Genomic DNA, 19,520 nt, shown 5'->3' with positions numbered 1-19,520 from the left:
AATTATTCGTTTCCTGAAAATTGTTTGATACGCTGTTCCTCGGAGAGCTTGCAGATCAAGAGTGTGTTGTCATTCTCCGCCACGATATAGCCGTCGAGACCTTGGATGACGACCTTCTTCTCTTGTGTGGTGTGAATAATGCAGTTGTGGCTCTCAACGATATCAATCTGCGGGCCGATACATGCGTTTCCATAGAGGTCCTTTTTACTCTGCTCGTGCAGTGATCCCCATGTGCCAAGGTCGCTCCATCCGAAGTCGGCAGGACAGACGAAGATCTCTTCGGCCTTTTCCATGATGGCATAGTCGACAGAGATGTTCTCGCATTCTGGGAAAAGATGGTTGATCTCTTCCTGTTCCTTTTCCGTGCCATAGACTGGGAGCATAGACTCGAAGATTTTCGCCATCGACGGCTGGTATACTCGGAATGCATTAACAATGGTGTTGACATTCCAGATGAAGATTCCTGCGTTCCAAAAATAGTTATTCTTCTTGATGTATTCCTGAGCTGTCTGGAGATTGGGCTTCTCACGGAAGGAGTCTACTCTGAAGACCTCCTTGTTGCGTAGAGAACTCGTGCTGAGGTCTGCCTGAATATAGCCATATCCAGTCTCTGGACGGTTGGGCTTCATGCCTAAGGTAACGATGGCATCTGTCTCGCTGGTGAACACCATGCATTCTTTGATAACGCGCTGGAACTCCGTCTTATCTGTGACGATATGATCGCTGGGCGTAACAACAATATTGGCTTTAGGGTCCTGCGACTTAATCTTCCAACTGACGTAGGCTATACATGGGGCCGTATTTCGGCGACAGGGTTCACACAGAATATTACCCTCTGGCATCTCTGGAAGCTGCTCTCTGACGATTGATGCGTATTTCTGGTTTGTGACAACCCAGATGTTCTCTGGCTTGACCAGATTGCCAAAGCGCTCAACCGTCAACTGAAGCAATGTCTTCCCAATCCCGAGGACATCAATAAATTGCTTCGGATTCTCTGACGTACTCATAGGCCAGAAACGGCTTCCTACACCGCCTGCCATGATCACCAGATGATTGTTTGTTCTCGCCATATGATATTATTGCTGATAATAATATGCAAATATAGATAAAAAGAATGAAAATAAAGAAGAAACGAACAAAAAACAACGTATTATGCCTGCTTTTCCTGCTTTTTCTTAACCCATGCCTTGAACGAGAAGTATACGATTGCTGCAACGATCAGGGCTAATATGACAATCTTAATGTATTCGGCATATTCATTGATCTTGTCGTTCAACTGATCCTCTGGAACAATGGCATGCAGATACCAACCTAATGCAGCAAGCACACTATGCCAGCCTCCTGCTCCAATGGTCGTGAATAGAATAAACTTCCCATAGTTCATACGAGCGAGTCCGGCAGGAATAGATATCAGGTGGCGAATAACAGGCACAAAACGGCCTGTAAGCGTTGCTGCAATACCGTGATCGTCAAAATATTTCTCGCTACGTTCGACCTTCTCTTGGTTCAGTAGGCACATCTTTCCCCATTTGCTGTTGGCAAAACGATAAACGACGGGGCGCCCCACATATAAGGCTACAAAATAATTGATGCTTGCTCCGATATCGGCTCCTAAGGTCGCAAAGAGAATGACTAGGAAAACATTCAGTGAGCCACTGGCTGCGTGGTAGGCTGCAGGCGTGACGACAAACTCGGAAGGTACAGGTACGACAGTACTTTCCAAGAGCATAAGAAAGAATACCGTAGGATACCAGCCGAGACTGTTTAATATATTTGTTATGAAGTTCATACTTCGTTTTGCTTGATTTTGTTCAACATATACTCATAATACTCCTCAGGAGCCATTCCTTGTGGGAAATACGGGGAGAGTACAAGTTTCGCCTCTTTAGGGTTCTTTTCTGCTGCAATCTTAATGAACGAAAGGAATTCGTCAGTCTTTTTCATCTCCAGACAACAGATGGCCATGTAGGAATATCCCTCATTCCAATCGTCACTGACATGCTGTAGGAAGATTTTAAACAGATGGTAGGATGAGTGAAGGTAACCATTATCGAATAAGGATACAATGATGCGAAGCATGGTTCTCTCAGAGTTGCTTGAAAGCTGAAGTGCCTTTCTGAAAGCTCTTTCTGCCTCTTCCAGTCTCTCGTCGGCTAAGAGGATATGACCTCTGGCAACTTCAAGGTTGACATGATCGCATGGCATGCTCTGGGCCTTATCAATGTAATAGAGTGCAGCCTCTGTCTTGTGGAGCTCACAATGGGCAAACGCCTGTTCCTGATAGATCTCCGAGAGGTAGGGAGAAGCGTCTCCTGCTGCTTTTTCTCCTTCGAGCAAAGCCTGTATGGCCTCTTCGTATCTTCCGAGATTGATCAGACACATACCTTGGTGCAGATAGCCGGCCTCGTCGTGAGGGACCTTGTCGCTATACTTCCTGTAAAACGATAAAGCGATATCGTAGTTCTCTAAGTTGTATAAACTGTTTGCCTTGGAGAGCAGCCCTTCCGTATCATCAGGATTGATAGCGATAGCATATTCGCTACTCGTGATGGCTGCACCATAGTCCTCACTCATGTATTGCGCATTTGCCAGTGCATTCCAATAACGGGATGAGTAGGGGTTATGGTCAATCAGCTCATTAAAGATACGTTCGCTATCCTTATATTTCCCGAGTCCGAAAAGAGTATGGGCCAACAGTTCCTTGAAGTCATCAGAACCGTCTCCCTTCGTGCGCATAATCCACTCAAAGGCCTTTTCGAATGCATCGTAATCGGAGAAGATGTTGGCTACGTCATAGGCATAGTCTGTATGCTCATCGGCCATCACATCTTTTTGGTGCTCCCTAAAGAATTCGTCGGCCTCTTCTATGTGACCTTCGCAAATCATCATCTCTCCTTGAAAGTACAAACCTTCCAGATAATCGGCAGCCAGGATACGTTCAGCATAGGTCTTTGCAGTGTCGAAGTCATTTTTGAATAGGGCTTCGCGACCTTTGAAAAGCAAGGGACCAACAGCGTCAGGATTGAATTCCAATGCCAGGTTTACAGCCTGACAGGCCTCTTCCTGACGATTATGGTATTGATAATAGTCTGCAATGTCTGCCAGGTCGTCGGCATCCATATAAATAGCATGTCCTGACTCGACAGATTCTTCGTATTTTCTCAGGATATCCTTGAACTCCTTGCTCTCAAAATATGCTGTGTCGTCTGTCATTTACTTATTGATCTTCGCCCATGTGTCTTTAAGTCCGACAGTCTTGTTGAAGACAGGCTTATCAGGGGTGGAGTCTGTATCTGGCGTGAAATATCCAATGCGCTGGAACTGCAGATATGTCAACGGCTTCATGGCGGCGGCATAGGGCTCTATGTAACAGTTCTTTATGACGGACAGAGAGTCGGGATTGATCATCTGCTTCATGGCTGTCACGGCATCGCAATTCTGCTCTTCACGGATACGAGCCAACTCATCGCGAGGATTCTCAACTTTCCATAGACGCTCATAAAGTCTCACCTCAGCCTTAACAGCATGCTGACAGCTAACCCAGTGGAGGGTCTTACCCTTGATCTTGCGGTTGGAACCAGGCAGTCCGCTACGCGATTCTGGGTCAAAGGTGCAGTAGATGGTGGTGATACGGCCATTCTCGTCTTCATCGCAGGGATGCTCTTCGTCGCATTTGATGATATAGGCGTTCTTCAGACGAACCTCCTTACCCGGAGCCAGACGCATGAACTTCTTCTCTGCTTCTTTCATGAAGTCGTCACGTTCGATCCATATCTCACGACTAAACTCAACAGTGTGTGTGCCATCGGCCTCGTTTTCTGGGTTGTTAACAGCAGTCAGCTGCTCAACTTGTCCTTCTGGATAGTTAGTGATAACCACCTTTACAGGGTCGAGCACGGCGCTGACACGGATGGCCCGACTGTTCAAATCGTCGCGGACAGCACTCTCCAGGAGAGCCATCTCATTCAGAGCATCGTATGTGGTGTATCCGATCTTATCGATGAACTTGATGATACTCTCAGGACTATAGCCACGACGGCGGAATCCGCAGATGGTCGGCATACGAGGATCGTCCCATCCGTCAACAAGTCCTTCGTTGACAAGTGCCAGGAGGTTACGTTTCGACATCAGTGTATAGCTGAGGTTCAGCTTGTTGAACTCCGTCTGACGAGGACGGTTATCCTCTATATTCTCTGTCTCACCTTTGTATTCCTTCATCCATGTGACAAACAGATCGTAGAGGGGGCGGTGCTCCACAAACTCCAATGTGCACCATGAGTGAGTAACCCCTTCAAGGTAGTCGCTCTGTCCATGCGTGAAATCGTACATCGGATAAGCATTCCACTTGTTTCCTGTCTTGATGTGGGGGATGTTCAGAACACGATAGATCAGCGGGTCGCGGAACAGCATGTTGGGATGGGCCATGTCGATCTTGGCTCGCAATACGAGTGTTCCTGGTTCGCACTTGCCACTGTTCATATACTCGAAGAGCTTCAGGTTCTCCTCAACAGAACGGTCGCGATAGGGACTGTTGGTGCCAGGACTGGTCGTCGTACCTTTCTGCTGGGCGATGACCTCAGAACTCTGCTCGTCTACATATGCTCTGCCTTGTTTGATGAGCCACACGGCAAAGTCCCACAACTCCTGGAAGTAGTCGCTGGCATAGTAGATATTAGCCCATTTGAATCCCAGCCATTCGATATCATGCTTGATACTCTCGATATACTCTGTATCTTCTTTGATGGGATTGGTATCGTCGAAGCGGAGGTTGCAGATACCTCCATATTTCTTGGCGAGTCCGAAGTCAATGGCAATAGCCTTGGCATGGCCGATGTGCAGGTATCCGTTAGGCTCTGGTGGGAATCGCGTCTGTAGTCTTCCGCCATTCTTACCTTCTGCCAGATCGTCTTTCACCATCTGCTCCACAAAACTGAGGCTTTTCTTCTCCTCTGTGTCGCCATTCTTTCCTTCGGCTACTGATCGTATGTTCATATTGTTCTCTTCCATATAATCGTCATATTATTATTTGCGGCTGCAAAGTTACGAATTAATTCTCAATTATCACCTCTTCACCTTGATTTATTTAATGCCGCGGTCGTTGAGTGCTTGCGCATATCTAGCTGCATTCTTCAAATGATCTTGGTAGTTGCTTGCGAAGTTGTGTGTGCCAGAGAAGTCTTCCTTGGCGCACATATACAGATAGTCGTGCTCGACCCTGTTCAGAACAGCATCGATACCAGCGACGGATGCAATTTTAATAGGACCTGGCGGAAGACCCGTATTCTTGTAAGTGTTGTACGGACTGTTGTAATTCAACATGTCGTGATAGATCCGGCGGAGGGCAAAGTCCTTGAGCGCGAACTTGACGGTCGGATCGGCCTGTAAGGGCATTCCCTTTTTCAGGCGGTTGAGGTACATACCCGCTATCATCGGCTTCTCTCCGTTGTTTGCAGTCTCTTCGTCGATGATACTGGCCAAAGTGCAGACCTCGTTCTCTGTCAGTCCAAGGGATGTGGCCTTCGCAACGCGTTGCCCGTTCCAGAAATGGTCATGTTCTTTTCGCAGTCTTTCCATCAGGAGGTCGAGTGGGGTGTTCCAGTAGATCTCGTAGGTGTCAGGAACGAAAAGACAGGCGATGGTAGCTGTGTCATAGCCCAGATGTGCGCAGAAGGCAGAGTCTTGCAGGCTAGTAACCAGTGTCATGCTGTCAAGCATCAACTTTCTGGAGAGGGCACCGGCCAAGCGCTCCATGGTCCTGCTTTCAGGGATCGTCAGTCTGACCGGACTCTGATGCCCGTTCTTTAGATGTCTGAATACGGTGGTTGTACTCTCATCGGGTGTGATCGCATAGCGCCCGCTTCTGATGTGGTCGGTATATCTCCAGTATTTGGAGAGTATGCGGAAGGCCGAGATCGTCTGTTCCGAACCAATTGGTTTCAACTTGACGCACACGGAGTCTAAATCGTCGTCGTCGTCGATAAAAACGTACTCCGTCTCATCCGACTTGGAGAAACTACCTAAGAAAAAAACGAATGTTAAGGCTGTCAACCCCAACAGACAGATAATGAGAGGTATCAGATAATACTTTTTCTTTATGATATTCATGTCTTTTGGCGATGATAAATCGTCTGCAAAATTAATAAAAAACTCTTAACTCATCACTTAATATCCTAACTTTTTTATATCTTTGCTCCTAAATATACAAGATATGAAGCTGAAGTTTGCCATTAGATATGGAACGCAGTGGGGAGAGAGCCTCTATGTGATAGTCACTTATAGGAGTCTCGATGGCACGGAGAAATCCAGTAGACTGGCTATGACGACCACTGACGGATGGCAGTGGGAGTTGGAGACCTCAGCTCTTGAGTCACGACAGCATCCGATCGATTCGTTTGTCTATTATTATCAAGTGGAGGATGCCGAAGGCACTGTTCTCCGCAAAGAATGGACGATGGTGCCGCGATGCTACCATTTCGATTCGTCAAAGAATTATGTGTTGGCAGACCAATGGAGGGATATCCCATTGCAAAATCATCTATATAGCAATGCCTATCGTACGACGGCAGGTCTTCCACTAGATGATGAGGTTAAGACCTTACGAGTACCATTATACCGAAAGACACTTCTGTTCCGTGTCTCCGCGCCTCAGTTGAGTAAAGGACAGTCGCTGGCTGTGATTGGTGATCATCCCGCTCTTGGCTGTTGGAATACGGCACGTTATCTGAAGATGGCGTATGCTGGTGGCTATGACTGGCTGTTGTCAGTTGATGCCGATGCCATCCCTTTTCCTCTGGCGTATAAATATGTTGTGGTGGATGACCATACACATGGACTATTGGCATGGGAAGAGGGAGATAACCGTGTGATTGATGAGACCTTTCTTATGGGACTTGCTTCAGCGCCCTATGAGGAGGTGCCAATGTCACAGGCTCAGATACGCGACGGGGCTGTGCTGGTGGTCTATGGCGAGACCTTACGTCTCAAGGAACAGACATGGCGTGCCGCAGGGGTTGCTGTTCCTCTGTTCTCATTACGTAGCACCCATTCCTATGGGGTCGGTGATTTCGGTGATCTGCGCAGGATGGTCAGTTGGGCGGCGGCAACAGGCATGAAATTGATTCAGCTTTTGCCTGTGAACGATACATCCTTGTCGCATACTTGGAGCGACTCCAATCCTTATCGCATCATTTCTGCATTCGCCCTTCATCCTCAGTACATGGACTTGGAAGCCTTAGGCAGCCTGAGAAAGAAGAGCCGGATGACCATGTATTATCGACAGCGGCAGGAGTTGAATGCTCTTCCCTACAGCGATTACGAGGCGGTGGAACGGGTCAAAGGGGCGTACATTCGTGAGATCTATGATGAGAAAGGGAAGGCAACCATAGAGTCCAAGGAGTTTAAGCGGTGGCTTGAGGAGAACAGGGAGTGGCTGGAGCCGTATGCCCTGTGGTTGAACCGCCGTTCCGCTCATGATGATGATACGTTGTTTGTATATTATGTGCAATACCATCTACATCTGCAACTGAAGACTGCTGCAGATGAAGCTCGTTCGAAGGGTATCTTTATCAAGGGGGATCTTCCTATCGGGGTCAATCACGAAAGTGTAGAGACATCTCTCCATCCGGAGTTCTTCAACCTTGACTGTCAGATGGGGGCTCCACCGGATGCCTTCTCTCAGAACGGGCAAACCTGGTGCTTCCCGACATATAGATGGGATCAGAAGGTCCTGACGACGTGGTTCCGTCGTCGCCTCCGTTGGATGGCGCAGTATTTCGATGCCGTCCGCATAGATCATGTGCTGGGCTTCTTCCGCATCTGGGAGATTCCTGAGGATGCTGTGTTTGGACAGATGGGGCATTTCTCTCCGGCGCTCCCGATGACCGTAGGAGAGATTGAGTATTTCGGTCTTCCCTTCCGTAAGGACCTCTTCACCCGTCCGTTCATCAACGACCAAGTCCTTGACCGTCTGTTCGGCATGCATGCTCCTTATGTTCGTGAGCATTTCCTGGCGTCCCGTCCATATGGAATGTATGATCTGAAGTCAGCATACGATACCCAGAAGAAGGTTCGAGCTTATTTCGAGGGGAAGGTTGATGAGAACAGCCTATGGATCCGTGACGGATTATATCGTCTTGTCAGTGGTGTGTTGTTTCTGGAGGACCCCCGTCAGCCAGAGATGTACCATCCCCGTATCGGTGCTTACCATGAGCCGGTGTTCGACGCACTTACGGCTGAGGAAAAAGATGCATATATGCGACTGTATAATAACTATTATTATCAGCGTCATCATGACTTCTGGGCATCAATGGCCATCCGTCGCCTACAAGGAATCATCGGAGAAACCAGAATGCTGTGTTGTGCCGAAGATCTGGGTATGTTGCCGGATGGGGTTGGTCATGTGCTTGACCAGCTCCGTATGCTGAGCTTAGAGATTCAGTCGATGCCCAAGCAGAACAGTTTCGAGTTCGCCCATCTCGGTGCAAATCCCTATCGTTCTGTTGCCGCCATCGCTACGCACGACATGTCACCGTTGAGGTTGTGGTGGGAGGAGAGCCCGGAGCGTACACAGCGCTACTATGTGACGATGCTCCAGAAACAAGGGCGGGCGCCGGAACATCTGCCAGCTCATCTGGCAGAGGAGATCATCGCGCGGCACCTCTATTGTCCGTCGATGCTCTGCGTCCTTTCCCTTCAAGACTGGTTAGCCATGGATGGTGAGCTCCGCTCGAAGAATCCACGCGAGGAACGTGTTAATATTCCGGGAGATACACATCATCGTTGGATGTATAGGATGCATCTGACCATTGAAGAGCTTCTCGAAGCGTCGAAATATAATAATAAGGTGCAGACCATGATCACACGAAGTAAACGATGAACAAACAGGAATAACGAATGATGTATTCAACTTATATATTCGATCTTGACGGTACTCTGTTAGATACCCTTGAGGATTTGGCGGCGGCTGTCAATTACGCCTTGCGGCAACATGGTATGCCTGAGCATTCCGTTGATGCCGTCCGATGTTTTGTGGGCAATGGTGTCCGTTTACTGATGGAACGTGCCACACCAGATGGTGCCGCTAATCCGAGTTTCGAGAAAGTCTTCGAAACATTCCGTCAGTATTATATGGCACACTCGCTTGATACCACAAAACCTTATGAGAACATTCCCCAGGTCTTGGCTTCGCTGAGAGCCCGTGGTTGTCGTGTCGCAGTGGTCAGTAATAAGATGATGGCTGCCACGCAGGAACTCTGCCGTTACTTTTTTTCTGATACGGTCGAGGTGGCTATTGGTGAGGATGAGGCTTCTGGTATCCGTAAGAAACCGGCACCAGACACGGTCGAGGTGGCCTTACAGTCTCTTGGAGTAGGAAAGGAAGGGGCTGTCTATGTGGGTGATAGCGACGTCGATATCATGACAGCCCGGCATGCCGGACTACCTTGCATCTCTGTCCTTTGGGGATTTCGTGACAAGGCGTTCCTCCAAAGTCATGGGGCCACGACCTATATCACTCATCCCGATGAATTGCTAAAACTATAACTGTTGTAGTCTGGCGATGTATTTGCCGAGAATGTCGAATTCCAGATTGACAACGCTACCAACTTTAATGTCACAGAAGTTTGTGTGCTCGAGTGTGTAGGGAATGATAGCTACTTGAAATGTGTTGTTGGTAGGATTACATACTGTCAGTGAGACACCATTAACGGTTACGGATCCCTTGTCAACAGTGAAGTAGCCTTTCTTGGCCATTTCGCGGTTCTCAGGATATTCGAAAGTGAAATAGGTGCTGCCATTTGCATCCTCCACGGCAATGCAACGAGCAGTTTCGTCGACGTGTCCTTGTACGATATGACCATCAAGTCGGCCGTTCATGAGCATGGAGCGCTCGACGTTCACCTTGTCGCCAACCTTCAGCAAACCCAGGTTCGTTCTGTCAAGTGTTTCCTTCATGGCAGTGACTGTGTAGGTATCGTTGTCGATACGGACAACTGTAAGGCACACACCGTTATGAGCGACGCTTTGATCGATACCCAACTCGTTGACGAAAGAACACTGAAGGGTGAGGTCGATATTATCGCGGTCGTTCTTAACAGCCACAACAGTGGCGAATTCTTCGATGATTCCCGAAAACATAATGATTAATTATCGTATTATACATAAATAAAAAAGCGGGTTCGTGCCGATGATTTGGTGAAAACTCCTGTTTCACACGATATGGGGGCTCCCTGCTGTTGTAATCCACCGGCATTGCTGCTCTCCCGTAAGGGATGACTGTGGCCCGCCATTGGCAAGGGAAACGGTCCCGATGATTATTTTAATGTAGAGTATCCCGATCTATGCGGCACGACCCGTGTTTCTGTGTGCAAAGGTACAAAAAAGAACTGAAGGAGCGAAGTGCAAGAGATGAAAAAGTGCAGTGCCTTGTCTTTTTTTAACTCTTCACTTCCAGAATTGTTTTGAATCAGTTGTTCTTTTGAATGCAGATATTTTTCTCGTAAATTGCTTCCCATGTCAGAAGAAATCGTTATCTTTGCAATATCAATTCATATGGTATGGCGAAGAGAATATGTATTATTGCTGGTGCAAGACCAAATTTTGTTAAGGTTTCACCACTAGTCCGGGCTATTGAGAGACATCCTAGTGCTGAATGTATGCTTATTTATGCCGGACGGGCTGATGACCCAACTCTGGAAGATTCTCTTTTTGATGATCTTCAGATGCCGCGACCACAATATTTCTTGGATGTAGACAGTACGAGTCTCAACGAGATTACGAGTCGTGTGATGGCTACCTTCGACAGATTTCTTGATGAGCATCCTGTTGATGTAGTAATTGTTGTTGATGATCTTGCCTCTACGATGGCCGCCGCTATCGTTACAAAGAAAAGAGGCATACGTCTAGCCCACCTGGTCGCCGGCACCCGTTCATTTGATATCAATATGCCTAAAGAGATCAACCGTCTGGTTATTGATGCGCTCAGCGATGATCTTTTCACTGCAGGTGTCCGTAGTACAGGTATCGCTACTCGAGAACAGTCGGAGAATTCGCAAACCTACTTGGTGGGAAATATTCTTATGGATACGTTGCGATACAATTATGATAGATTCAAGAAACCAGTCTCTCTGCCGGATCTGTCGGAAGGACAATACATTGTGTTTACACTCAATCGGCGTGCGTTGATAGCTGACAAAGAGAACCTCGCAAGAATGGTTCATGCGATGGTGGCTGCTGCCGGAGACGTACCTGTTATAGCGCCATTACGAGGAAATGCTCGTAAGGCAGTTGAGGAAATGAATGAAAAAGTTCGTATTGTCAATCCGTTAAGTTACTTGGAGTTCGGATGGCTTACTTCCCATGCAAAAGGCGTTATCACGGATTCTGGTAATGTGGCAGAAGAAGCAACATTCAACAGCGTGCCATGTATCACGCTCAACAACTATACGGAACATCAGGAGACGGTAACTATTGGTTCTAATGTGTTGGTCGGCGAAGATGCAGAGAAGCTCCGTGAATCTGTGGGTCAGATGGTTAAGGGTGAGTGGAAGAAATGTGCTCTGCCAGATCGATGGGATGGACGTACCGCAGAACGTATCGTACAAATATTGGTATAGATAATATCTGAAAAATTAGAGTTGATAGTTGTTATAGCTATCAACTCTAAAAATATAATTCAATAATTCTCTGCCTTAACCTGGAAGTAAGCTTGGGCATGGTTGCATACAGGGCATTCCTCTGGTGCTTTCTTACCAATAACGATATGTCCACAGTTAGAACACTGCCAAATAACGTCATGATCCTTTGAGAACACACACTCGTTCTTGATGTTATCAAGTAACTTGCGATAGCGCTCTTCGTGCTCTTTTTCGATTTTACCAACACCTTCGAACTTATCGGCTATTTCGTCGAAGCCTTCCTCACGAGCTTCCTTGGCCATCCGGGCATACATGTCTGTCCATTCAAAGTTCTCACCATTGGCGGCATCTTCCAGATTGTCGATGGTACCACTGATTTTTCCACCATTCAGATACTTATACCACAATTCGGCATGTTCCTTTTCATTGGCTGCTGTCTCCTCAAATATCTTGGAAATCTGGACATAGCCGTCTTTTTTGGCCTTTGAAGCGAAAAAAGTGTATTTGTTACGTGCTTGTGACTCACCTGCGAAAGCCTCCTGCAGGTTCTTCTCTGTCTTTGTTCCTTTCAAACTCTTCATAATTGTACTCCGTTTAATTTTAGTAAATGATGTGTCTACAAAGATACAAAAAGAAAACGAAAAACAAAATGAATTAAAGTTTTTTTTGATAGTTAAACTCCCTTCTATATCAAATGGCGTTCAATAGCTGTGCGTACCATTGCTGCACTATTGCTGCAGCCAAGTTTTTGACGGATGTACTTGGTGTAGCTGTGTATGGTCTCAAAGCCAAGACAAAGTCTATCTGCAATTTCTTTTTGGGTCAGTCCTGCCACAATCAGACGTAGGATTTCCAATTCGCGTTTGGTTAGCTCAGGTGGCGCCTCGCCATGACCTATCATCAGTTCCTGTGCTTCCTTGCAAATGTAGATGTCACCTTTGGCAACGACCATGATCCCATCTGTCAATTCGTCTGCTTCGGAATTTTTTAGAATGTAGCCATCTGCTCCATTATCCATAGCACGTTGTATGACTGCTGGTTCAGCATAACTTGTGACAACAATGATGCGCATTGACGGGTGAACATCTGTAAACATCTTGATCGCGTCAATGCCGTCGCCATCAGGCATGGCCACGTCTACCAGAAGAATGTCGGGTTTATGAGTGGCCAATAGCGATATGGCCATGCTGATACTATTGGCGATGGCTATGACCTCGATCTTTTGGCATGCACCGATAATCTTTGCTACACCTTCGGCCACTAACTGATGGTCGTCGACAATGATGACGCGGATCATACTATGTTATTATTAATGTCGTTTAACGGGGGCAAATATACTTTATTTTTTTCAATTTAGCAACCCCCCAATTGTGGGTTTTTACAAGTTTGTATCTCAATGTTGATCTCTGTGCCTTCTCCAGGCTTTGAGTAAATGTCAAGTTTTCCGCCAATGGCATCTACACGCTCTCTGATATTACGGAGCCCACAGCCACCATTACATTCATCTGTTGATAATCGTCCATTGCCATCGTCGCTGACGTTAATTGCAGTATAGTCTTCATCTGCAATGAGTTGTACGAAAATATGTTCGGCGTTGGCACTTTTCACGGCATTGTTCACCAATTCATAAACGATGCAGTAGATCACCTCTTCATACATCTTGTCAAGACGTTGTTCTTCCCCAGAGAAACTGAATTTGACGTTTTTCAACGTCCTACAGTAATCGCGCAGTGCGGTGCGCAAACCGTATCGACTGAGAGAGTCGGGTAGTAAGTGGTGTGAAATGTTGCGCATCTCCCGAATTGCATCATCTGTGAGCTTGGCACCGTTGGAGTCAGGTGACAATGTATGCTTGATACTTGTCAGAACGCCCCCGAGCCGATCATGTAAATCTCTTGCAAGTCGTACGCGTTCACCGATTTCTCCGTTGAGCTTTGCTTGAATGAGAGCGGTTCTCCGTTTCAGTTTGAGTCCTCGCCAGAGAAGGAAAAAAGTCGTGGCTGTAAGCAGTAGCACAAGTGTCGTCAGAATACCTCCCCAGAGAAACCATCGTTTCTCTCGTGTCAATTGCAGAATCTCTGATTCCTTCTTCTTAGTCTCATAGAGTACCTCTGTCTGACTAAGGGCGCTCTGATAATGCTCTGTGGCGAATCGTTCCATAGTAGTACGTACCTTTTTTATATAAAGGCAGGCTTTTTCCTTGTCTCCGAGTTGTGTGTATATATTAGCTAATGTCTCATAACCGTCAGCATCGGAATAGGTCGCCTCGCTATCATTCTCATGTATAGACTTTAGAGCATAATCCAGAGCCTGTTGCCATCGCTTTTCTTTCATAGCCACCATCGCGGCGGCACCATAGACATCGCATCGTGTTTCTGTGCCAACTCTGTCATTGATGAGACTGAGGGCTTCATGAGCATATTTTCTTGCCAGATTAAGATTCTCATGTCCCTCCATTAAATACATCTTAACCATCGAGGAAAGAGTCTCAGGGTAATCGTTTGTCTCTTCGTAACTGTGAGCATGATAATAACGATAGGCGGGTAATAGCGTTTCCTTGGCCTTATCGTAAAGGCCTTTGCCTATATAAATCTTGACCAACCCCTTTCTAGGCAAGAACATCATCAAAGAGTCGCCAGACTGTGTGCCTTTTTCTATGGCAAGTAAGTATTCCTTTTCTGCTTTCTCATCGTTGCCCATTGACAGCCATAATTCCGCAGAATTATGGTGGAGTATGCATTGGCTCTGCAACCATCCGTTTTTCTCGAAAATCGTCAGCGCCTTTTGATACCATTCAATAGCTATCAATGCTTGGTCCTGTATATTGTATAGATTACCAAGTGCACCATAAATCTGTGATCGATTATCATCGATGGTACTTGCTGTATAGCGTTTGTCATTGACCATCGAGTCTGTCAGGGATAAAGCCCATTTGAAGTATTGCTCTGCTTCCTTCCATCGGTCCTGCCCGTAATATTGTAATCCTAGGTGATAGAGAACTCTCTCTCTGGCATTCTTGCTGTCAAGTTGATAGGAAAGCGCTAATGCCTTACGACAATAATCATTGTGCATTCTCGTATCTTTTCCCAGATAACCACGTATCAGTTCCATGTAACAACTCATTAGATCGTTACCTTTTGGAGGGGTCTTGCTATTAAGTAGTGCCTCTACAGAATCTACTTTTGTATAGCGATGATCTGTGTAAGCAGCAGCAGACAGTGTTGACAATAGGCACAGCAACCACATAGTCGTTGCTGTTTTGATGGTTGTTAAGGTAATTGATTTTGTCATAGGCATATAGTCATAATTATGTTCTCACATATTTCATTTGCAAAGATATTCTTTTTTTTCAATATAAAATCTACTTTATATGAAAAAACCCCAATTGGGGTGTTGCGATTTCTAAAATAATTGTTTATATTTGCACCCAGAAGAGAAAGAGAACAAACAATTTATTAATCCTTTTAAAACAAATAGCTTATGAAGAAACTATTGATGATGGCATGTATGATGCTGTGTAGTACCACTATGTTTGCAGAACAGGGCGACAAGGCATTTGGCGTAAATCTGAACTACGGCCTGCATTCTGACTATAAGAATCTTGGCCTGGGCGTGAAAGGCCAGTATGAGTTTATTGATAATGTCCGCGGAGAGGCATCTTTCAACTATTATCTGAAAAAGGACAATGTCTCGATGTGGGAACTTAATGCCAATGTGCATTATCTGTTCCATATAACAGATCAGGTGACACTTTATCCGTTGGCAGGACTGACTATGCTTACAGCGAAGGTTGAGGCGGCAGATTTTGGAGGCATCAAGACGAGCGCTAGTGATACGAACATAGGCTTGAATCTCGGTGCTGGTATTTAGTATCCGCTGAGCGATACTGTCAAACTGAATGGCGAGATCAAGTATCAAATCGTCAACGACTTTGACAGACCGGTAATTTCTGTCGGTCTTACGTTCGCATTATAAGTTTAGTATTGTTATTATAGGGGCGTGTCTGTTGAGATACGCCCCTATCTGTTAAAATTCCCCCATTTGGGGAATTGCATAATTCAGATGGATTGCGTAACTTTGCCCTTAGATTTGTTTATTCACTTAAAACCAACAATCATATGATGAAAAGATTAGTATTTTTGTTGATGGTGATGGCGTCATTTGCTGTCAACGCCGATGCGCAGGGATTCCTGAAAAGATTGAAGGAAAAAGCAATTAATGCTGCAGAAAATGCTGTGGAACGTAAGGTGGAACGTAAAGTTGACCGTGAGACTGAGGATGCAATGGATGAGGTGCTTGATGGAAAGAAAACCAAGTCGAGCAAAAAGTCAGATAGAACAAGGAATGACGATGTAGATGATGGAGTCGATGATTATCAGAATGACACAAAAAACGTCAAGAGTGATTTCGTGCGTGGCTCAGTGATTATGTTTGAGGATGACTTTGCAAATGAGCAAGTTGGCGAGTTTCCTTCGAAGTGGGATCTCGTTAGAGGTAGTGCTGAGGTGGCTGTCATCAATGGTACAAAATGTATTGAGATGGATAAGCACGACTGTTGGTTATCTCCGCTAGTCAAAGGAGGTGTTAAGAACTATCTGGGCGATGTTTTTACCATTGAATATGATATGTTGTATGATGACAGGCAGAAAGATGGTGCATCTTCTGTAGAACTTGACATTATGCATGAGACATCGTCTCGTGATAATGAATTGTTTACAATTGAGTATTGGTTAGGAGACGATAAACAGACTTTTAATTGTAATTACTGCCTGACTTCAGAACAGAGTTTTACGCACAAAGAAGGCCATGCAAGTTCTCAGGGGGGGACGTATAATGACGGACGCTGGCATCATTATGCTCTCTCGTTCAACAAGCGTGCCGTTAAGTTCTATGTTGATGGTAGACGTGTAATCAATGTCCCGAATGCCAAACCTGGTGCAGGATGGATAACATGGTTCAGTAGAGGAGGAAGTCATCATACCTATATGAAGAATGTTGTTATTGCTAAAGGTGCTGTTGAACTTTATGAACGTAATGCAACTGATATTGATGCAAAGATCGCTGCCGTCGAGAAAGCCATTGCGGAGACGGGCAAGTTTGTAACAAACAACATCTTGTTTGAAACTGGCAAAGCGACGTTGATGCCAGAGTCGTTGGCAGAAATCCAGAAGATAGCTGATTACATGAAAAAGAATCCTTCTGTGCGCTTCGAGGTGCAGGGGCATACGGACAATCAAGGTTCTGACAAGGTGAATGACCCTCTTTCTCAGCAACGTGCCGAGGCAGTTGTTAAGGCTCTTGAGGGAATGGGCTGTGATGCCTTTAATCTTCGTGCAGTTGGTAAGGGCTCACATGAACCTGTCGCTGATAATTCAACTGATGTTGGGCGTGCCAAGAACCGCAGAGTAGAGTTTATTAAAAAGTAATATCTGGAATCAAATAAATTAATAGACTATGAGTAATCTGCAAGAGAGTTTTGAGGAGAAATTCTCAACCATTAACAACACTGTGGATACGACCTCAGAGTATGATCCGCAGGACATCGAGGAAAACAAATTCATGGCTATCCTTGCCTATTTCGGCATTCTGGTCATTATTCCCATCTTGGCTGCCAAAGATTCGAAATTTGCGCGTTTCCATTCTAACCAAGGACTAATCCTCTGTATTACTGCCATTCTTTATTCTTTGGCATACCAAATCTTTGCAGGTGTCATTATTTCCATCTCTTATCATCTATCATGGATGGTTGGCATCGTGGGATTATTGGGAGTCGTTCTCCTCATTTGGTTCATCATTGGTATTGTCAATGCCAGTAAAGGGCGCGCCAAAGAATTACCTTTCATTGGCCATTTCAAACTTCTGAGAGTGTAATGATACCTTGCTATGTATAATTAAAAACTGAGATTTTATATGAAAAGAGTATATTTTTCTTTAATGGTAATAGCTGCTGTATTTAGTAGTTGTGGTTCAAAGCCCGGAGGAAATACCTCAAGTAATGATTCTAACGATTCAGGCCTTGCAGAAGGTAAGTGGCCTGCAGCTATATATGATAAGTATGGTATCCCGGAGATAGAGACGAAGGGCAGAATCGTATATACAAATTTCTCAGGAGATGACGATTCTTACCAGTATCAGGTTTTTTATAATGGTGTGACCAAAGAAGAGATGCAAACCTGGGTGAAGGTGTTGAAGGAAAAAGGCTTTAGAGTTCCGAAGTACACGCAGGAACGCATCGATGCCGGCCACAGAGATTATGATGCCTTCCTATATCAGAAAGAGCCGCAGAAAGATAAACGTCTGAGAATGCAGTTCGATTTTGATACCCCAATGTCATTCGAATACTATGCTGATGAGCCTAATCCTGCCTATGAGGTGGTGGAGCGTGATGGCGAACAGTACATTGATTATAATTTCACGGTATCGCTCAACCCATTGAAGGACAAGGTCGAGATGGCAGGAGCCATTGAGGCATTAACCTTGAAGGCTGATGAAATGGCAGGCATTCCTGGAGTTAGGGTGGTTCGTATGTCAGATAGTCAGATGGGACCAAGCATGGATGTGAGCTTCTATAGCGACCATCAGTTGACGAAGGAGAGCATTGAGGGCGTGCATAAAAAGGTGCTTGAAGTGCTGACGGCTAAAGGGTGCAAGTTCCAGCATGCATTTAGTGGCAAGGAAATGACTCCGGAAGAATTGGCTGCCAATGGTATTCACAGCTATGGTGTGACGTTAAACGATCAGAAGTTCCTCATGATGACCATCTCCGATGATCGTGTTGGCGACTTCGGCGGTAGCATCAAATTCATGTTCAACAAATCAAGAAAATAGGAATTAAACCGTAATCTCGCCACGTAGACTCTGGCCCATCAAACGTCGTACAGTGTCTGGATCGTCAGGATAGTGCGATTGCAGGAACATTAGTTTTGTAACGGCTGATTCAACGGTCTGGTCGTAACCGCTCACGACTCCGGCTTCCTGTAAATGGAAGCCGCAGTCGTATCTGCTCATTTCAACTGCTCCCTGCATGCATTGGCTGATGTTCACAATTACCTTGCCGTTGCGTGTTCCTTCTCGAAGGGCTTTCAACAGCCACGGTGATTGCGGTGCATTACCACTACCGAAGGTGCGCATGACAATGGCCTTCAGGTTGGGGGTGTGGATGATATGACGAATCAGGTCTTCACGGATACCAGGGAAGAGCGAGAAGATAATCACGTTGTTGTCGAGTCGGAAGTGGGGTTTCATCGGCTTCTTCCAGTCGGGTTTCAGTATCCGTTCACGGTGATAGGTGATGTTCACGCCGGCATTGACGAGGTGCGGATAGTTGTACGACTCGAAAGCATTGAACTCTTCCGCGCTTTGTTTGGTGGTGCGGTTACCACGCAGCAGATGACCGCCGAAGTAGATTCCTACTTCTGGTACCATGGCGTGCCCCTCCTCATCTCTGGCAGTGGCAATCTCTACCGCTGTAATCAGATTCTCTTTTCCGTCTGTCCTCAACTGACCGATAGGTAGCTGTGATCCCGTGATGATGACAGGCTTAGTCAGATTCTCGAGCATATAGGAGAGTGCCGATGCTGTATATGCCATCGTGTCTGTACCGTGGAGTACGATAAAGCCGTCATAGTCGTTGTAGTGGTCGGCAATGCAATGACTGAGGTCTGTCCAATGACGTGGTGACATGTCGCTGGAGTCAATCGGCGGGTCAAACTGATAAGTGTCTATCTGTGTGTCGAACTGCTTGAGTTCTGGTACGTTATATAGGAGGTGCTCGAAATCGAAAGGCTCTAACGCACCAGTGTGGGGGTTGCGGTTCATGCCGATGGTGCCTCCTGTATAGATGAGAAGGACTTTGCTGCGGTATGTCATTGTTTTCGTTATTTTTCT

General features: G+C 46.0%; 17 protein-coding genes. 7 read left to right on the top strand and 10 right to left on the bottom strand.

The genetic code is table 11. The annotated features are described in order from the left end of the window. Positions 1-2: 2 nt before the first annotated feature. The 5 genes from BLU99_RS02995 to mltG all read right to left on the bottom strand — a co-directional run bounded on the left by BLU99_RS02995 (position 3) and on the right by mltG (position 6,105). Entirely contained in the window at positions 3-1,070 is a 1,068-nt protein-coding gene (locus BLU99_RS02995; protein WP_091899667.1) for a mannose-1-phosphate guanylyltransferase, read from the bottom strand. A gap of 80 nt (positions 1,071-1,150) precedes the next feature. Then, positions 1,151-1,789: a DedA family protein gene (locus BLU99_RS02990; RefSeq protein WP_091899666.1), complete on the bottom strand. Its 639-nt coding sequence runs from the start codon at positions 1,787-1,789 to the stop codon at positions 1,151-1,153. After that, positions 1,786-3,213 (bottom strand): tetratricopeptide repeat protein, encoded by a 1,428-nt coding sequence (locus BLU99_RS02985; RefSeq protein ID WP_091899665.1) that lies wholly within the window; start codon positions 3,211-3,213, stop codon positions 1,786-1,788. The genes BLU99_RS02990 and BLU99_RS02985 overlap by 4 nt, the downstream gene beginning before the upstream one ends. Beyond that, positions 3,214-4,992, bottom strand: a complete 1,779-nt coding sequence (locus BLU99_RS02980) for a glutamine--tRNA ligase/YqeY domain fusion protein (protein ID WP_091899939.1) — start codon at positions 4,990-4,992, stop codon at positions 3,214-3,216. 87 nt (positions 4,993-5,079) lie between these two features. After that, on the bottom strand, positions 5,080-6,105 hold the full coding sequence (mltG, locus tag BLU99_RS02975) for an endolytic transglycosylase MltG (RefSeq protein WP_091899664.1): 1,026 nt from the start codon (positions 6,103-6,105) through the stop codon (positions 5,080-5,082). A 103-nt stretch (positions 6,106-6,208) separates the two neighbouring features. On the opposite strand from mltG, the gene BLU99_RS02970 reads away from it, so the two are divergent. Together BLU99_RS02970 and BLU99_RS02965 are read left to right on the top strand one after the other, a co-directional pair. Then, positions 6,209-8,875, top strand: coding sequence for a 4-alpha-glucanotransferase (locus BLU99_RS02970; protein WP_091899663.1), 2,667 nt, complete (start codon positions 6,209-6,211; stop codon positions 8,873-8,875). 17 nt (positions 8,876-8,892) lie between these two features. Next, on the top strand, positions 8,893-9,540 hold the full coding sequence (locus tag BLU99_RS02965) for an HAD family hydrolase (protein WP_091899662.1): 648 nt from the start codon (positions 8,893-8,895) through the stop codon (positions 9,538-9,540). On the opposite strand, the gene BLU99_RS02960 is transcribed toward BLU99_RS02965, so the two are convergent. After that, positions 9,535-10,134 carry a riboflavin synthase gene (locus tag BLU99_RS02960; protein ID WP_091899661.1) on the bottom strand — a complete coding sequence of 200 codons (600 nt, stop codon included), beginning with the start codon at positions 10,132-10,134 and terminating at the stop codon, positions 9,535-9,537. The two genes, BLU99_RS02965 and BLU99_RS02960, sit on opposite strands and share 6 nt — an antisense overlap. Before the next feature lie 419 nt (positions 10,135-10,553). Between BLU99_RS02960 and wecB the strand changes: the two genes are divergently transcribed. Then, complete coding sequence (gene wecB / locus BLU99_RS02955; RefSeq protein ID WP_091899660.1) at positions 10,554-11,612, top strand: non-hydrolyzing UDP-N-acetylglucosamine 2-epimerase; 1,059 nt, start codon at positions 10,554-10,556, stop codon at positions 11,610-11,612. A gap of 59 nt (positions 11,613-11,671) precedes the next feature. Here the strand turns inward: wecB and rbr are convergent, their stop codons facing one another. The 3 genes from rbr to BLU99_RS02940 all read right to left on the bottom strand — a co-directional run bounded on the left by rbr (position 11,672) and on the right by BLU99_RS02940 (position 14,756). Continuing rightward, entirely contained in the window at positions 11,672-12,214 is a 543-nt protein-coding gene (gene rbr, locus BLU99_RS02950) for a rubrerythrin (protein WP_091899659.1), read from the bottom strand. 104 nt (positions 12,215-12,318) lie between these two features. Beyond that, positions 12,319-12,930: a response regulator transcription factor gene (locus BLU99_RS02945; RefSeq protein WP_091899658.1), complete on the bottom strand. Its 612-nt coding sequence runs from the start codon at positions 12,928-12,930 to the stop codon at positions 12,319-12,321. 56 nt (positions 12,931-12,986) lie between these two features. Then, positions 12,987-14,756: a tetratricopeptide repeat-containing sensor histidine kinase gene (locus BLU99_RS02940; protein ID WP_176771016.1), complete on the bottom strand. Its 1,770-nt coding sequence runs from the start codon at positions 14,754-14,756 to the stop codon at positions 12,987-12,989. 357 nt (positions 14,757-15,113) lie between these two features. Between BLU99_RS02940 and BLU99_RS02935 the strand changes: the two genes are divergently transcribed. The 4 genes from BLU99_RS02935 (at position 15,114) to BLU99_RS02920 (ending at position 18,461) form a co-directional block, all read left to right on the top strand. After that, positions 15,114-15,503: an outer membrane protein gene (locus tag BLU99_RS02935; protein WP_091899656.1), complete on the top strand. Its 390-nt coding sequence runs from the start codon at positions 15,114-15,116 to the stop codon at positions 15,501-15,503. Positions 15,504-15,751: 248 nt separating this feature from the next. After that, entirely contained in the window at positions 15,752-17,059 is a 1,308-nt protein-coding gene (locus BLU99_RS12385) for an OmpA family protein (RefSeq protein ID WP_091899655.1), read from the top strand. Positions 17,060-17,087: 28 nt separating this feature from the next. Then, on the top strand, positions 17,088-17,504 hold the full coding sequence (locus tag BLU99_RS02925) for a magnetosome magnetite crystal formation protein family (protein ID WP_091899654.1): 417 nt from the start codon (positions 17,088-17,090) through the stop codon (positions 17,502-17,504). 39 nt (positions 17,505-17,543) lie between these two features. Next, entirely contained in the window at positions 17,544-18,461 is a 918-nt protein-coding gene (locus BLU99_RS02920) for a hypothetical protein (RefSeq protein ID WP_143065704.1), read from the top strand. A gap of 3 nt (positions 18,462-18,464) precedes the next feature. On the opposite strand, the gene BLU99_RS02915 is transcribed toward BLU99_RS02920, so the two are convergent. Beyond that, complete coding sequence (locus BLU99_RS02915) at positions 18,465-19,502, bottom strand: asparaginase (protein ID WP_091899652.1); 1,038 nt, start codon at positions 19,500-19,502, stop codon at positions 18,465-18,467. Positions 19,503-19,520: the final 18 nt, after the last annotated feature.

Origin of the sequence: Prevotella sp. lc2012, from assembly GCF_900107065.1 — a bacterium.
In the GTDB taxonomy this organism is placed as follows: Bacteria; Bacteroidota; Bacteroidia; order Bacteroidales; family Bacteroidaceae; genus Prevotella.
Note: the sequence above shows the minus strand (reverse complement) of the source record. Positions and strands in the feature narration are given on the sequence as shown.

Excerpts from the sequence above, each read along its gene's own strand:
- BLU99_RS02995 (WP_091899667.1), bottom strand. The coding sequence starts at position 1,070 with ATGGCGAGAACAAACAATCATCTGGTGATCATGGCAGGCGGTGTAGGA.
- BLU99_RS02990 (WP_091899666.1), bottom strand. The coding sequence starts at position 1,789 with ATGAACTTCATAACAAATATATTAAACAGTCTCGGCTGGTATCCTACG.
- BLU99_RS02985 (WP_091899665.1), bottom strand. The coding sequence starts at position 3,213 with ATGACAGACGACACAGCATATTTTGAGAGCAAGGAGTTCAAGGATATC.
- BLU99_RS02980 (WP_091899939.1), bottom strand. The coding sequence starts at position 4,992 with ATGAACATACGATCAGTAGCCGAAGGAAAGAATGGCGACACAGAGGAG.
- mltG (WP_091899664.1), bottom strand. The coding sequence starts at position 6,105 with ATGAATATCATAAAGAAAAAGTATTATCTGATACCTCTCATTATCTGT.
- BLU99_RS02970 (WP_091899663.1), top strand. The coding sequence starts at position 6,209 with ATGAAGCTGAAGTTTGCCATTAGATATGGAACGCAGTGGGGAGAGAGC.
- BLU99_RS02965 (WP_091899662.1), top strand. The coding sequence starts at position 8,893 with ATGATGTATTCAACTTATATATTCGATCTTGACGGTACTCTGTTAGAT.
- BLU99_RS02960 (WP_091899661.1), bottom strand. The coding sequence starts at position 10,134 with ATGTTTTCGGGAATCATCGAAGAATTCGCCACTGTTGTGGCTGTTAAG.
- wecB (WP_091899660.1), top strand. The coding sequence starts at position 10,554 with ATGGCGAAGAGAATATGTATTATTGCTGGTGCAAGACCAAATTTTGTT.
- rbr (WP_091899659.1), bottom strand. The coding sequence starts at position 12,214 with ATGAAGAGTTTGAAAGGAACAAAGACAGAGAAGAACCTGCAGGAGGCT.
- BLU99_RS02945 (WP_091899658.1), bottom strand. The coding sequence starts at position 12,930 with ATGATCCGCGTCATCATTGTCGACGACCATCAGTTAGTGGCCGAAGGT.
- BLU99_RS02940 (WP_176771016.1), bottom strand. The coding sequence starts at position 14,756 with ATGAGTTGTTACATGGAACTGATACGTGGTTATCTGGGAAAAGATACG.
- BLU99_RS02935 (WP_091899656.1), top strand. The coding sequence starts at position 15,114 with ATGAAGAAACTATTGATGATGGCATGTATGATGCTGTGTAGTACCACT.
- BLU99_RS12385 (WP_091899655.1), top strand. The coding sequence starts at position 15,752 with ATGATGAAAAGATTAGTATTTTTGTTGATGGTGATGGCGTCATTTGCT.
- BLU99_RS02925 (WP_091899654.1), top strand. The coding sequence starts at position 17,088 with ATGAGTAATCTGCAAGAGAGTTTTGAGGAGAAATTCTCAACCATTAAC.
- BLU99_RS02920 (WP_143065704.1), top strand. The coding sequence starts at position 17,544 with ATGAAAAGAGTATATTTTTCTTTAATGGTAATAGCTGCTGTATTTAGT.
- BLU99_RS02915 (WP_091899652.1), bottom strand. The coding sequence starts at position 19,502 with ATGACATACCGCAGCAAAGTCCTTCTCATCTATACAGGAGGCACCATC.